Genomic DNA, 15,518 nt, shown 5'->3' with positions numbered 1-15,518 from the left:
AATTGCCACACATAATTCGCAGTTTTTTTATGCATCGCAAATTACAATATGCAGCATAGTTATGTCCACTTACTTATGCACTGATTAATATATAGCTATGTTAATCGCCGGGTTATGGCATGGTGCAAGCCTGCTATACATATCGTTCTATCTTCTTATGTCTACCGGTTTAGTTCTTAATCATATTTGGAAAAAAAAGAAATATAAAATGAATATAATCATGGCAACTATTTTGACAATTAATTATGTTAATATATGTTTAGTTTTTTTTAGGGCTAAATCTTATGAAAGCGCCATAAAAGTCTTAAAAGGTATGTCAGGCCTTACAGGTATAGGACTTGAATCCTTTCGCTCTGAAATTTTGCAATATGGTGCAGTGTTTTTATTTCTGAATGTCTGTTTTTTTAGTAAAAACTCAATGGAGATATCAAATATTAAATCCCCGTCTTTTAAACTAGTGCTGATATCTATCTGTTTACTGCTTACTTCAGTAATTATTATGATTGAAAAAAATATGGCCTCTGAGTTTCTATACTTTAACTTCTGATGGTGTTTTATGCATAATAAAAACTATTTTATTACAATAATCAACATCACTGTATCTGCATTATTAAGTTATGCGGCAACACATATGATATTAAAATTAACAGGATATTCGGTTATATCAACTTTAAATATCAATGGATTTACAGAAATTGATTCACACGCAACTTCATACAGTCTGTTAAAAATATGCTTTATATTTATATTTGTTATGAATATGATATTTATCATACTTCTTTATTTTAAGAGGAACTATGCACGCACTGATATAAACAATTATTTAGTGACAGCGATATCAGTTGGTGTTATATTAGTTGTATACTTAGTGACCATCTTTTTTGGAATAAATATCTATTCAAAACGTTTTGTTATTGTCTTACTTACGAACACAATATTATTTATTTTTATATATTACATTGTTAACTCTTATTTCATGAGTTATCCCTGCAATATTCATATATTTATTAAAGAATTATATAATTCTACAAAATATCTTATAGTGGTAGTTTTATTTATATGCTCAGTACACATAGTATTTTTCATTGTGAATAAATTAATAAGCCCTCTTGATTTGCAAGTTAACTCTATAAAGAAGCAGGTTGCCGAACAAGCTGAATACATCGATGCAATAAGGCTTGAAATTGAAAGCAAAATGAAATATAATATTAATTCGGAGCGTAATGATGCTATAAATAATAAGCACATAATTAAGAGTATCAGATATAACTCAGACATTAAGAGCGTTCAAAACGATTGTGGCAATATAGAATCTTGCTGGAAGGTTGAAGATATACAAAAGGGTACGGAATATCGGCGTATCATAGACAATCAGTCAAATATGCTAATGATAATATCACAGCCCCATAAAAATAATTCTTTAATCAATGCCTTACCAAAATATATTGATTCACCAACTTCACTAGAGTCTGTCGTAGTAAATGGCGACTATACATTGTTCACAAATACATGGCATATTGACACTGACTGGAGAAATAACGAAAAAAATATTTATTATTCCCTATCTGCATGGGTGTGGTCTGACACTGAACTCAGCACTATGTTAATGTTAAAGTCGAATACAGAGAATATTGGCGTTTCAGCTTTTCATAATGGAGGCAGAAAGTGGGAATATATAACTGTTGTCTATCCCTATGACGATAATCCTGAGTATTTTGAAGTCTCTCTGCTAAACAGAAACGGTACGGCACTTTTTAGAGATGTAACTGGGCTGGCGTTAGGTGATAATCGTTTTCAGGGAGTATCCGTATCGAGAGGTGGAGGCTTCTCTGAACGTTTATACCCTAATGAAGGTAAAAGAAAAAGGATAATGTTAGTTGGCGGGTCAAGTATCCAGGGGTACGGGGCTTTTAACAGGACGGTTTCAATTATATTGCAAAGCAAGTTAGAAACAATATATCCAGGTAAATACGAAGTGATTAACTATGGAATGGGCGGTTATAGATTGGAAGGTGACCTGATTTCTTACGATACCGATAAAATGTTTAACGATACTCTGTTGCGATTATTCAGATATAATCCATTGTTTGCTTCAATACAACAAGATTTTATTTATGAGCCTTCAATAAAGTCTCTAAAGCCGGATTATATTATTTTATCGATTACCCCTTTTCATTCTTCATGGGCAATTAATTGTCTTGATACTTGCGCTATATTTAACGGTTATAACAATTGTAACGCATCTCTTGACGCATTATTAAAATATAAGACCTATCCTACTGTGTCTAACTATTACGCATTAAAACAGACATATTTATCTGCATTAGAATGTTCTAATAAATACGATGAAAGAATAAAAATAGATGAGAGTAGTCGAGCACACAATATAGATAGTGTAGCTTTAAATAAATATTATGATCTTTATTCAGGTACGTATACTGCTATTTGGTATTTAGTAACAAGTATAGCAAATATATTTGGCCAGCACAGTGATGTTTATGCGATAACGATGCCTATTAACTCTTATATGATTAGGATAAATCCCGATAGTAAAAATTATTCATATTATAACACTTATTTATATGAGTCCAATGTTTATAGTAAAGTCTGTAGAGAGTTAAACACTAAGGGCATAATAGGCTGCCTTGATATACATCAGGACTTCCAGAGAAAATATTCTTCTTTAGATTATAATAAGTACGTTGAAACAGGTTACTTTTTTGATAACGCGCACTTTTCATATAGAGGTAATGAATATATAGCTGATACTATATTTTCATATCTAAAGGCTCAGTTATAAAACAGTATGTGCGGCATATTTGGGATTGTAAATTTCTCAAAAACATCTATGGTGGAACCTGAAGTCCTCCGCCGTATGGGTTCTGTTCTTAGGCACAGGGGGCCAGACCACAGTGGAGTGTGGTTTAAAGGGAATGTCGGGTTTGGACAGACCAGGCTTTCTATTGTTGACCTGAGCCATAATGCCGACCAGCCAATGCTCAACGAAGATGGCACTGTAGTTCTGACTTTTAACGGGGAAATATATAATTTTATAGAGCTAAAGCAATATCTTATACAACGAGGCCATATCTTTCGCTCTAATTCTGATACCGAGGTCGTTATTCATCTGTGGGAGGAGGAAGGGGTTAAATGTCTGGAGCGCCTTAATGGCATGTTTGCGTTAGCGCTGTGGGACGATAATTCGAAAGAGTTATTCTTAGCCAAGGATCGCTTAGGTAAGAAGCCGTTGTTTTATATGCTTTCGAAGGATAAAATAGTTTTTGCTTCCGAAATAAAGTCCATTTTGCAGTGTCCTGACGTAATCTGTCAACCTAATATTGAGGCGATTCACCATTATTTAAGTTACCAGTCCGTCCCATCTCCTTATTGTGTCTTTGATGGAATGTTAAAGTTGCCGCCGGCACATTATCTGCTGCTCAAAGACGGGATAGGAAAACCGCAGCGCTATTGGAAACTTTCATATGGAGATAAAATCTCTGTAAAAAATGACAGAGACATTGACAACGTCAGAGATGAGTTGCTGCAGCGTCTGAGTGAGTCTGTGAGAATGCGTCTGATGGGCGATGTACCTGTCGGTGCTTTTTTATCGGGGGGGATTGACTCATCTCTAATAACGGCGCTCATGGCAGGATTGTCAAATCAACAAATAAATACATTTTCAATAGGATTTTCCGACAAGGAGTATGACGAGACTATGTACGCACAAATGATTGCAAAGAGATACGAAACTCGACATCACGAGTTTGTAGTAAAACCAGAGATAATAAGTCTCTTACCGACACTTGTGTGGCATTATAACGAGCCATTTGCTGACCCATCGGCCATTCCAACATATTATGTCTCAAAATTGGCCAGGGAGCATGTTAAGGTTATTCTTAGCGGCGATGGTGGAGATGAAAACTTTGCCGGCTATTTGAGATATACAAACAATACACACTATTCCCAGAAAAGGGGATTCTCTTCTTTTTTAAAGAGATTTATATCCCGAAAATTCGTGTGGCCATTTTTTATCGGCTCTGGGGCAGTAAAGGACTTCCAGAGATTGTCTTACCTAAACCAGCAAAAACTTCTTTACTACTACCGCATAACACATTTTCATGAACTGTACAAACAGCGTCTTTTTACGGACGAAATGAAGAAAAAGACAGCAGGGATATTTTCTGTAGATATAATGCTTGACCATTATCGGCACTCAGATGCTCGTGATTTTCTTGATGCAACACTTGACCTTGACTTTGCCCTATATCTTCCTGATACCTTGATGGTTAAAGTAGATATTGCGGCTATGGCCAATTCACTTGAGGTTAGGGCGCCTTTTCTCGACTATAAATTTATCGAATTTGCAGCCAAAATACCCTCTAACCTAAAACTAAAAGACGGTATTGATGGTAAATATATTTTGAAGCTCGCTGCACAACCATATTTACCTAAAGAGGTTATTTATCGAAAAAAAATGGGTTTTGGCGTTCCAATTGACCATTGGCTTAGAAACGAACTAAAAGATATGGTTTGTGATGTGCTGTTGAGCAAAAGGGCTGCAGAGAGAGGGCTCTTTAAACGGCAATACATAGAGCATATGCTTAAACGCCACATTAATGGGGAAGATCACCATTATCTTATCTGGAATCTGCTTATGCTGGAACTATGGTTTTTAATGTTTATTGATAAAACACTGACAGCGCCGTCAGCTATACAATGCTCCGAATATTAAAATCCTTTGTTCCGGAAAAGGCCAAACCAGCAATCAGACGCGCTGTTTACACTCTCAGCAGCGATTACACCAGAAAATGTGTTTTAATGGCAATAGACCGAGATAACAGTGTATATAAGCCGCCTGATTTTACAGACAAACAAGTGTTAAACATAGTTCTCTATATAGGTCAATTAGGACCTGGAGGCTCAGAGAGACAGCTCTGCAATCTTGCTGTAAGGTTGGCCGAACTGGGACATAAGGTAAGGGTGATAGTTAATATACTTACAGGCAACAATGGACACTATCTTCCGTATTTAAATGATAATGGCATTTTTATCAGACAGTTACAACAAATTAAGGATAAAGCCATTATCGGATATAATAAGTCGTTGTTAACTGCAGCTGCAATTCGAAGGATACCCTGTTATATTAAATCAAAATGTGTTTATGATTTGGTAAAGGAGCTATCTCTCAACCCGCCAGATGTGCTTCACTGCTGGCTGGATTACAGTAACATTAATGGAGGACTGGCTGGTTTTATCGCCTCAGTCCCAAAAATTGTCCTCGGTGGTCGCAATGTAAATCCAACGCATTTTGCATGGATGAATATGCCGTGGTTCAAGGCATGGTATGACATCCTTATTAAAAGTAAAAGGATAGTTCAAAGCAATAATTCAGTGATAGGCGCGGCAGATTATGCACGGTGGCTTAATATTCCATCCTCAGATATTGCGGTTGTGTACAATGCAGTTGTTCCTGAGCATTTCAGCTCAACAGAGGATGAAGACGGCATGAGACTAAGAGATTCTATTAGTATTTCTGACACAGACCTTCTGATTGGAGGTGTTTTCAGGTTAAGCTCCGAGAAACGTCCAATTGATTTTGTCCGGGTTGTCAAGATTTGTAAGCAGCAATATTCAAATATTAAGGCGGTTATTGTAGGGACAGGCCCGATGGAAGACCAGATAAAAAACTGTATTGCCAAGCTTGGCTTACAGGATACGGTGTTACTATTGGGTAGACGGTCAGATGTTTTTAATGTTATGAGGGCATGTAATGTAGTACTGTTAACCTCTGAAAATGAGGGGTCGCCGAATTGTCTTATGGAGGCACAGTATTTGGGCATACCAGTTGTGGCAACGAGGGCAGGGGGTATTCCTGAGATTGTGAAGAATAAAGGCACAGGTGAACTTCACGATACCGGTGATATTGAAAACATGGCAAATAGCATCATAAAGATACTGGGTGACAAAATATATGCAGATAGATTAGGAGAACAAGGACATCAACTGATAAAGAACAAATTTTCAATTGAAAAAATGACCGACGGTTTTCTCAATATATATAAATCGTATCCACAAAAGAGGGAAATTTATTATGAGAACTACAATACAGTCTAAGCTGGCATTTATGGATATTTTCATATTTATTCTGATAAGCATGTACCTAATACTTGTCGGGTTGTTTCTACTTGTTACAGGCAAACTTCACATTAAAGAACAGATTTATAAACAGTTTATGAGGATGAAGGGAAAAAATGCTGACAGATATTTTTAAGAACATTTTCAGGTGTCCGGATACTGGCGAAATGTTGAGAGAGGAGGCTGACGCCTTTGTCAGTGTCTCCGGCAAGAGATGGCCTATTAAAAATAACATACCACGTTTTGTCAGCAGCGATATGTATGTCGGCAGTTTTAGTTTTGAGTGGAATTTACATGATACAACACAGATAGATTCGCTGACAGGGGAAAACTATTCGGAGCAGTTTTTTAGACAAAAAACCGGTCTTTCACCAGAAGATATACAGGGAAAACTTGTTCTTGACGCAGGCGTAGGGGCAGGGCGTTTTTCGGATATAGTAATAAAATGGGGAGCTAATGTTGTCGGCATTGATCTCAGTTATTCTGTCGAGGCTGCCTATCGCAATCTTGGCAGCAGGGAAAATATCATTATTGCTCAGGCGGATATCGACAGACCTCCTTTTGCGCATGAGACTTTCGATTATATTATTTCTATTGGCGTACTTCATCATACACCTGACACAAGGGCATACTTTCAAAAACTTATTCCCCTGCTGAAAAAAGGCGGTGAGATATGCATTTGGGTTTATCCCTCAGAGGGTAGTTACCGAAGAAGAGCTGCATGGATTCCATTCACAAATAAGATACCAACAAAATGGTTTTACAGGTGGTGTCAGATATTTGTACCTTTTGCGACTGAACACTACAGGATATTTAGGTTTTTGACAGCTTTTTTCCCGTTTAGCAATTCAGGTATAGGAGTAGACAATGATATTCTCGACACATTTGACTGCTATAGTCCCAAATACCATGGAATTCATAGTCCGGATGAAGTGGTTGCCTGGTTTGAGGAATGCGGGTTAGGAAACATACAAACATTTAGTTTTAAAACGGCTGTCAGAGGGAAGAAATAAAAAAAATGAGCTGCGAATGCGATGTCAGACAATAAACTAAGAAAAGAGAGCAGAATTAAATATTTTATTTTTCGTATTTTATTAGTGTTGATACCATTAATCGTTACAATTTCAGCTGGTACTATCATGGTAAATGTAATATCTAATAAGTACAACAATTGGAAGTCACACGCATTCTATGAGTCGGATGACTTGCACTTGAATATTTTTAGGCCAAACTCGACCTATACGTGGCGTAAAGACTGCTATCGTATAACGCCGATGCATATAAACTCTCATGGCTTCAGAGATGCGGAGTGGGATATTAATGCCCCGTATAAAATTGCAATATTGGGAGATTCCTTTATGGAAGCATTTCAGGTATTGGATGGCGATTATACAGCCGCTATAATGAGAACATTATTGAACAAACATTCAAAATCGAAAATCGAAATATTAAATACAGGTGTCTCTGGCAATGGTACAGTCGCTGAGTTATTTAGATATCGTAAATATTTAAAATCGATTAAACCGAATATTGTCCTTTTGTTTTTTCTTATAGGCAATGATTTTAGAGATAACAGTTGTGAACTAAGCATAGCTGTGAATAAGAATAAAATGCAATTGCCATGCGCATATGTTGAAAAAGATGCTGTAATCTATGAGACTAATGTAGAGATAATAAATACAAAATATTTTCATCTGATTCCAAATTCGGCTAAGTCTGATTTAGGCGCGAATATAAATGGTAAATACAATAGACTTAAACACATATACAAAACTCTTCGTGGTTATATAAAATATAACTTTCCAATTCTTTCAGCAATGGTAATGGACCTATTAGATGCAGTAGCGTCTATTTCAAAAAGCATCGTTGCTAAGAAAGATGACGGGATATCAATTGATAACTATATTTATGATCCGCCGGTCAAACAACAGTGGCTTGATGCCTGGAAAATAACTGAAGATGCGCTACTAAAACTAAATCAGGAAATATCTGATAACGGTGGAAGGCTTATTGTCATCATAAATGCCGAATATCCATACTCTGAAATACGTTATCCAGAAAAGAAACTAACGGAAATAGCAATTAAAGATAATATTACGATCTTTTCATTGACTAATGATTTTATTTCCTATAAGAAACAAAATGATTTGAAAGTTCCATACTTTGCATCTAGGTGTGATGGGCACTGGAACCCTTTAGGGCACTTTATAGCGGCGAACGTAGTTTCCAAATATCTCATTGACAACAATCTCGTCCCTATAGGAAATGATGATAAGCAGGGTTTATCATCATTAATTCTGAAAAATCTTAATCGCTCGCCGCAGGATATTTTAGGAACTGGGTTCAATCAGATTTATAGAAATGGTTTCTTTGAAGGTCAAACCAATATAGAAAAGATTCTGAGCGAGTCCACAAAACAAAACTGAGCTCTTAGACTCAGACCAGGAATGTTAAGCGTTTTAATTATCATTAAGGCACGTATATTCATACTGAGGTAAGCTGAACACCCAAAAAGAGTATAATACTAAGTGCATATCTCATAATTATTCAGAGGATACAACGAATGCATCTGCATCAGTTAAAATATAGAAGATATTTAATCAGATTTGTGTTCATAACGATTGATATTGCGCTTGTTATATCTAGCATAGTAATTTCCTCTCTTGTTTATAACCATAGATTTAATGTAACGCCACTATCAATACTAGTAATACTTATTGTAGTACTGAGCTACTCAATCTGTGCTTATATTTATGATATTAACAACGTAACGAAACATAATACTCTTACTAATATTATCAATAATATCATATTAGCTAATGTGGTATCAGATATTATTACAGTTATTGCTTTTTTTAGCATACCATTTTGGCATAGAAAGGTATACATATTAAACTGTGTTCTTATACTATTATTTTCAGTTTTATGGAGATTATTGTCTATACGCTTATATAATATAATTCCTAATGTAACCAATCTACTAATAGTCGCAAGCGGACCGTTGAAGGATGAATTAATCGAGATACTAACTCACAGATACTACTTCAATGTTATAGGTGATGTTAATGTAGAACTTTTAGACAAAGACTCTGACAGGTTTATGTTGATATTTAACGAGGCAATTAAGGGAAAGAACATTAAGATTATGATAGTTTCTTCTAAAACATATAACGTCCCCCAAATACTTAAGATAGTTTATAAATTAATGAGCATTGGAGTGCAGGTTTATGATTTCAACGATGTATATGAACACTTAACTGGAAAAGCCATAATATCCACAGATTTTACGCTTGTTTCGAGTGAATACACCTTCGGTAGGATGAGGAATGATATATATAAATACAAGGTTAAGCCACTAATTGATAAATCATTATCTGGGTTATTTTTATTGACATTAAGTCCTTTGGTCTTGATAATAGCAGTGGCTATTATTGTTGACTCATTTTGGCCAATTCTTTTTGTTCAGAAACGCATCGGGTTAAATGAGAAGATTTTTTCTATTTTTAAGTTCAGGTCAATGAGAGTAAACGCAGGAGCAACCCCACCTAGTTGGACTGATATTGACGATGACAGGATAACTTATATTGGTAAGATTATCAGAAGATACAGGATAGATGAAATTCCACAGTTGTGGAACGTATTGAAAGGTGAAATGAGCTTGATCGGGCCAAGGCCAGAAGTGCCTGAATTTGTCAAGGTCTTTGAAAAAGCAAATTCATATTATTCACTGAGGCATTGTGTAAAACCTGGCATTACAGGCTGGTCACAGATAAAATACAAATACGCCGCATCTAAGGAAGAGTCTATGACCAAGCTACAGTATGATTTATATTATATTAAAAACATGAGTTTTACATTAGACTTATATATTATTATAGAAACATTAAAGGTAGTAATTATTGGCAGAGGTGCGCGATAGCTTGTCTGCAAATCTGTTAAAGAAATGAAAATTGCTTTTGTTGCTACATCAGCCGCAAATATTTATCTATTCAAACGAAAGTGGATAAAGGCACTTGCCGCCGAGGGGCATGATGTATATGCCGTAGTGCCTGAGGATTCTTTCACAGATAAGCTTAAAGATGAAAAAATTCAGATGATTTCTTATAATATAGTGAGGGGATCTCTGAATCCTCTGACGGAGATAGCAACATTTATGGAGCTATTACGAATTTTTATGAAAGAGCGGTTTGATGTAGTTCATACTTTTTCACATAAACCTAATATATACGGCACTATAGCGGCAAAATTATGTAGAGTTGGAATTGTAGTTAACCATATCGAAGGACTAGGTTACATATATACCGAAAATAATCTAAAGACAATAGGATTACGATATATGCTTTCAGTGTTTTATAGAATATCATCTAAGATAATTGACAGGATTGTGCTTTCAAATTATGAGGAGCGAAAAGCATTTGAAAATATTATGCCTCTTGAGAAAGTTGTCGTAGTAAGAGGTGCAGGGGTCGATGTGAACTATTTCTCAGCCGAAAATGTTAATATAACAGTAAGTAATGAACTTAAGTTGCAATATTCTATTACTGATGAATCGATTGTTATCATGATAATTGCACGTCTTTTGTACCATAAGGGAATAAGAGAGTTTGTTGAGGCTGCAAATGAACTGTCAAGGCAAAGAGATGGCCTTTTATTTCTCGTAGTCGGTGGTGTGGACAGAGAAAACCCGTCATACGTAACTGAGGATTTTATAAATGAGACATCAAAAAATAAATCCATCATATTTCTCGGCGAGCGTTTTGACGTCAGGGAAATACTGTCGCTATCCCACATTTTTGTCCTTCCAAGTTATCGCGAAGGCACTTCTCAGACCATTCTTGAAGCTATGTCAATGGGAAAACCCATAATTACCACTGAGACACCTGGCTGCAGCCACACTGTTGACCATATGGTAACAGGCATAAAAATCCTTCCAAAAGATACCAAGTCGCTTGTATCAGCCCTTGAACTGCTGATTGACAATCGATCTCTCAGGGAAAGTATGGGGGCTGCCAGCAGGCAAAAGACTGTAAGTGAGTTTTCGAGCGACATTATTATCAGTGAGATTCTAAAGGTGTACAAGGAACTTTATAAATGAAGCATAATTACCAGAAATTTACTCGTCATGAAAACGTCAATAACATTATATATATAATTATTATAGCTATTACGGTTGTTTTAATCTACTCAAATACTCTCTCTGTGCCATTTGTTTATGATGATGTGATTAATATTTATAGCAATCCTTCGTTGAAGGACTTCTGTTTCTGGTATTACATCAAATCCATGCAATTTCTTTTAGGAAGCAGAGGGATAGGGCTTATTAGTTTATGTATAAATTATCACATTAATGGATTAAATGTTACAGGATACCACATTGTTAATATAGGTATTCATATTGCTAATTCAATTATTGTTTACTTTCTCATATTATTGATATATAAATCTCCATATTTTCAGGACTATAAACCCAAAACGAGTACTATTACATCACAGTTAAGTGCATTCCTCATTGCAATCTTATTTGCAGCTCATCCTATTCAAACACAATCCGTTACATATATAATACAGAGGTTTAATTTATTAGTTGCATTTTTTATGTTGTGTTCTCTTATAACATATATTAAAATGCTATCATCTGAGACAAGGTTAAAAAAGACAACCTACTATATAATTTCCATTATATCGGCATTTCTCGCTTTAAAATCAAAGGAACTTGCTGTATTATTGCCTTTTCTGATAATTATTGTACATATATCGTTTTACAAAGGAACCTTAATAAAATCAACTGTCAATATATTAATATTAATAGTCCTCGCATTATTTGTACCAATAGCTATTTATTTGTTTTTCCCCGGTACCCTTGGAGAATTAGGGATAGTAAGTAGCAAAACGTCCATAGGAAGCGTAACAATAAATACTACGTCGCCGATATATTATCTTTTTACTCAGTTCAGAGTTATCATTACTTATATAAGACTGTTGATTCTACCTATAAATCAGATGTTTATCTATAATCATCCTTTCTATAAGAGTTTTTATGATATACACGTATTATCATCATTTATGCTTATATTATCAATTATGTTACTTGGAATATATGCTTACTACCTATCATATAAGAAAGGTATGCATCTTTACAGGCTGGCCTCAGTCGGTATTATTTGGTTTTTCCTTTTCTTAACGTTACACTCATCTATTATCCCATCGAATGATTTACTAGTCGAACACAGGTTGTATTTTCCTTCAATTGGTTTTGTCTTATTTGCCATATCTGGTATTACTACAATAGTCGAAAAGGCAGGTGAGAAATATGCAAAGTACGCATTAGTATTATTAGTTATAATGATAATAATAGCATCTGTGGCAAGCTATAAAAGAAATAGTGTATGGCATGATGATATATCTCTTTGGACTGATAATGTTAATAAGAATCCTGATAATCCAAATGCACATTATCAGCTTGCATTATGTAGTTTAAACAGAGGAGACTACGATAAAGCTGTTGATGAATTTAACAAAACAATCGAATTATCCATGACTAATAGGTTATTGTTTCAGACTAAACAACAGATTTACTATTACTTGGGTATTTCATACAGGATGAAAGCTGCATATTACGAGTCTATTAGCTGTTTTAAGAGATCTATTGCGTTAAGTACTGGTAAGATATTAATCGATTCATACAACGAATTAGGCATCTTATACATAGAATTGAAAAAATATGATATGGCTTTAGAGCAATTCATGAATGCCCTTAAACATGATAATAATTATATTAAAACTCATATTAATCTTGGCAATTATTTTATAAAAGTGAAAGATATCGATAATGCAATTAGAGAATTCATATTTGTAAGTGTGAATAATCCTACCGATCGGCAGGTACATTTTATCTTAGGTGAATTATTCGAAGAAAAAGCGATGCATGAAAAAGCGATTGATGAATATTTGAAGCATATTAAGTTAAATAAAAACCACGTAGAATCGTACAATCGTATCGCTACCATATATATGATTATGGAGCAGTATACACTAGCAGAGTCTTACTTAATCAAGGCAATATCAATAAATCAAAGCGATCGTGTGGCGCTGCAATTACTGAAGCAAGTAAGGTTGATTCAAACAAAATAGGGACAGCAACTTTACTTTATTGCAATAGTTGATATACACTATAATTATGCAGAGAATAGCCTGAGATAAGCTGGAAAAAGTGGACACCCAAAAAGAGTAAAATAAGAGGAGGTGTCAAATGGAAAGGCTACCTAACGGGAAGTACACGAAGGAGTTCAGAGAAGAGGCGGCAAAGTTGGTGGTAGAGAGTGGACTATCGATACCGGAGCTTAACGGTCCCGTGCAATCGTATTTTAGATATATATAGTATGTTAAAGTATTGCTCATTCTGATATGAGGTAAAGCGTGTGACAAAGGAAAGCGTGATTCAAGCATTGAGAGCAGTAACGAAAGAGTCTTTTGTTAAATATAATGCGCATATACGGGGTATTTTCGGCTCTGTCGCAAGAGGAGATGCGCGTGAGAACAGCGATATTGACATCCTGGTTGACTTTACGGAAAATGCAGACCTATTCGACTATGTCGGCCTTGCGCTGTTTCTTGAGGAAAAGCTCGATAGGCGCGTTGATGTAGTGCCAAGTGATACGATTAAGAGTGAAATCAGAAATGCTGTCATTAAGGAAGCTATTTATATATGAGGAATGTTGCCCTTTATCTGAAAGACATTCTTGAATCAATAGAGTTTATTGAGCAGTTTACATTCGGGATGGGGCTTGAGGAGTTTAGAAAAGACGTCAAGACATCAGACGCTGTGATAAAAAGGTTCGAAAATATTGGCGAGGCGGCAAAAAAGATTCCTGACGAGATAAAATCCCTCCATCCTGAAATACCGTGGAAGGAGATGGCAGGAATGCGGGATAAATTGGTACATGTCTATTTCGGGGTAAAACATGAACTGGTTTGGGTAGCCGTAAAAAACCGGCTGCCTTTAATCAAGCCGTTACTCAATAAAATATTTGACGAATTGCCTAACGACCACTGAAATGTATCCTCTTATTTTGCCTTAGCCCTTAGTTTTTATTATTACCAGCCTTACTGATTTATGCTAATCAAGTTCCCTAAGTTGGTTTCGAATTGTAAATCCCTTCAAGTTGGGGATGTTCGCCGCCGCTCCCTTATACTGAATCATCACCTTGTGGCTTTGTCCCATGCCTTCGGGGACGAGCAGCCTTTTTATCTTTGCTGCCTCAAACTGATAGTCTGCGTCCATCGGGATCTTAGACAGCAGCTCGTCGATTCCCAATGAACAGAGGAATGTCCCCTGTGCAGTGTACCCTACTGGCGTGAAACCCAGCCCCCAGTTCGCAAGCGCTGAGAAATTGACATGTGCGGTTATGTCCTGCTGCCCTATGTTTTCATAGGTATTTTCAGATGTCTTATGGCGGTGGTAACACAGCAGTGTACCGCGGCAGCGCCCCGGTTGATAATACTGCCACGCCGGAAATCCATAGTCAATAGTGAGAATAAAACCCTCTCTGAGAATCGCCGAACAGTCTTTGAGCCAATCCCTGACGGCAAGGTTTATCTCTGTCCTGTAACTTGACTGGATTCCAGCTTTCGCTGGAATGACAGAGTTAAAGGGTGTGGCAGTGTCCCTTAGTACATCGATTTTAAACTCTTCCACATATTCAAGTATTTCTTTTGACGGTTCAACGAGTATTTCTTTGAGATTATCCCCTTCGGCACTGACCCAGACTTCCCGTAATTTGCCGTTTTCCATTTGTACGAGGTGTACTGGGAAGGCGTCGAGAAGTTCGTTTGAAAGTATACATCCAGAGACTTGGGTACAGGCAGGGGGCAGTTCATTAACTGAGGCAGCCCACGTTATTTTATTTTCTGAAAATGGCATGAGCATAGCCCTCTGGCGCTGTCGCTGCCACTGATTTCGTTCGATGATTACGTAGGAGATGGTGTTGAAAAACTCTGTACCAGCAAGATATTTCAGCATATCGCTGGCCATGAGCGCCCGGCCCGGCCCGAATTCTATTATGTGAAATGGTGCTGGTTTTCCCATAAGTGTCCACATCTGTTCGATTTGTCTGCCAATTGCTGCACCAAAGGCCGCGTGCAGGTGTGAGGCGGTAAAAAAATCCCCCTCCCGTCCAAACGGCATTGTCTCTTTTGACATATAATACCCGTATTCGGGGTGGTACAGGGCCTCTGCCATGAACTCCTTAAACGGCATCGGGCCGCTGTCTCTGATTCGTCCGGTGATTATTTCTCTAAGCATAGTCTTCACGCTTAATCGGCGTGCCCTCAAAATTAATATTAGATACTTAATTATTAATTGTATTATAATATATCATAACATG

At 36.5% G+C, this 15,518-nt stretch carries 13 protein-coding genes; 12 read left to right on the top strand and 1 reads right to left on the bottom strand.

What is annotated here, in order from left to right:
• The first annotated feature begins 556 nt into the window (after positions 1 to 556).
• The 12 genes from ASN18_RS09455 (at position 557) to ASN18_RS09405 (ending at position 14,188) form a co-directional block, all read left to right on the top strand.
• Positions 557 to 2,800 carry an SGNH/GDSL hydrolase family protein gene (locus ASN18_RS09455; RefSeq protein WP_085052504.1) on the top strand — a complete coding sequence of 748 codons (2,244 nt, stop codon included), beginning with the start codon at positions 557 to 559 and terminating at the stop codon, positions 2,798 to 2,800.
• A 6-nt stretch (positions 2,801 to 2,806) separates the two neighbouring features.
• Positions 2,807 to 4,732 (top strand): asparagine synthase (glutamine-hydrolyzing), encoded by a 1,926-nt coding sequence (asnB, locus tag ASN18_RS09450; RefSeq protein ID WP_085052503.1) that lies wholly within the window; start codon positions 2,807 to 2,809, stop codon positions 4,730 to 4,732.
• An 86-nt stretch (positions 4,733 to 4,818) separates the two neighbouring features.
• Complete coding sequence (locus ASN18_RS09445; RefSeq protein WP_236861642.1) at positions 4,819 to 6,114, top strand: glycosyltransferase; 1,296 nt, start codon at positions 4,819 to 4,821, stop codon at positions 6,112 to 6,114.
• On the top strand, positions 6,092 to 6,271 hold the full coding sequence (locus tag ASN18_RS09440; RefSeq protein WP_085052501.1) for a hypothetical protein: 180 nt from the start codon (positions 6,092 to 6,094) through the stop codon (positions 6,269 to 6,271). The genes ASN18_RS09445 and ASN18_RS09440 overlap by 23 nt, the downstream gene beginning before the upstream one ends.
• Positions 6,252 to 7,148: a class I SAM-dependent methyltransferase gene (locus tag ASN18_RS09435; protein ID WP_085052500.1), complete on the top strand. Its 897-nt coding sequence runs from the start codon at positions 6,252 to 6,254 to the stop codon at positions 7,146 to 7,148. Before ASN18_RS09440 ends, ASN18_RS09435 begins: the two co-directional genes overlap by 20 nt.
• Positions 7,149 to 7,493: 345 nt before the next feature.
• Complete coding sequence (locus tag ASN18_RS09430; protein WP_157072919.1) at positions 7,494 to 8,561, top strand: hypothetical protein; 1,068 nt, start codon at positions 7,494 to 7,496, stop codon at positions 8,559 to 8,561.
• A gap of 137 nt (positions 8,562 to 8,698) precedes the next feature.
• Positions 8,699 to 10,054, top strand: coding sequence for an exopolysaccharide biosynthesis polyprenyl glycosylphosphotransferase (locus tag ASN18_RS09425; protein ID WP_085052498.1), 1,356 nt, complete (start codon positions 8,699 to 8,701; stop codon positions 10,052 to 10,054).
• Positions 10,055 to 10,078: 24 nt separating this feature from the next.
• Positions 10,079 to 11,230: a glycosyltransferase family 4 protein gene (locus ASN18_RS09420; RefSeq protein ID WP_085052497.1), complete on the top strand. Its 1,152-nt coding sequence runs from the start codon at positions 10,079 to 10,081 to the stop codon at positions 11,228 to 11,230.
• Entirely contained in the window at positions 11,227 to 13,266 is a 2,040-nt protein-coding gene (locus ASN18_RS09415) for a tetratricopeptide repeat protein (RefSeq protein ID WP_085052496.1), read from the top strand. The genes ASN18_RS09420 and ASN18_RS09415 overlap by 4 nt, the downstream gene beginning before the upstream one ends.
• A 118-nt stretch (positions 13,267 to 13,384) precedes the next feature.
• A complete protein-coding gene (locus tag ASN18_RS17815; protein ID WP_306688862.1) occupies positions 13,385 to 13,513 on the top strand; it encodes a hypothetical protein in 129 nt (42 codons plus the stop codon).
• Between the two features lie 40 nt (positions 13,514 to 13,553).
• Positions 13,554 to 13,844, top strand: a complete 291-nt coding sequence (locus ASN18_RS09410; RefSeq protein ID WP_085052495.1) for a nucleotidyltransferase family protein — start codon at positions 13,554 to 13,556, stop codon at positions 13,842 to 13,844.
• On the top strand, positions 13,841 to 14,188 hold the full coding sequence (locus tag ASN18_RS09405) for a HepT-like ribonuclease domain-containing protein (RefSeq protein ID WP_085052494.1): 348 nt from the start codon (positions 13,841 to 13,843) through the stop codon (positions 14,186 to 14,188). The genes ASN18_RS09410 and ASN18_RS09405 overlap by 4 nt, the downstream gene beginning before the upstream one ends.
• Positions 14,189 to 14,251: 63 nt before the next feature.
• Here the strand turns inward: ASN18_RS09405 and ASN18_RS09400 are convergent, their stop codons facing one another.
• A complete protein-coding gene (locus tag ASN18_RS09400; protein ID WP_085052493.1) occupies positions 14,252 to 15,436 on the bottom strand; it encodes a class I SAM-dependent methyltransferase in 1,185 nt (394 codons plus the stop codon).
• Positions 15,437 to 15,518 lie beyond the last annotated feature (82 nt).

Source organism: Candidatus Magnetominusculus xianensis, from assembly GCA_001541255.1.
In the GTDB taxonomy this organism is placed as follows: Bacteria; Nitrospirota; Thermodesulfovibrionia; order Thermodesulfovibrionales; family Magnetobacteriaceae; genus Magnetominusculus; species Magnetominusculus xianensis.
Note: the sequence above shows the minus strand (reverse complement) of the source record. Positions and strands in the feature narration are given on the sequence as shown.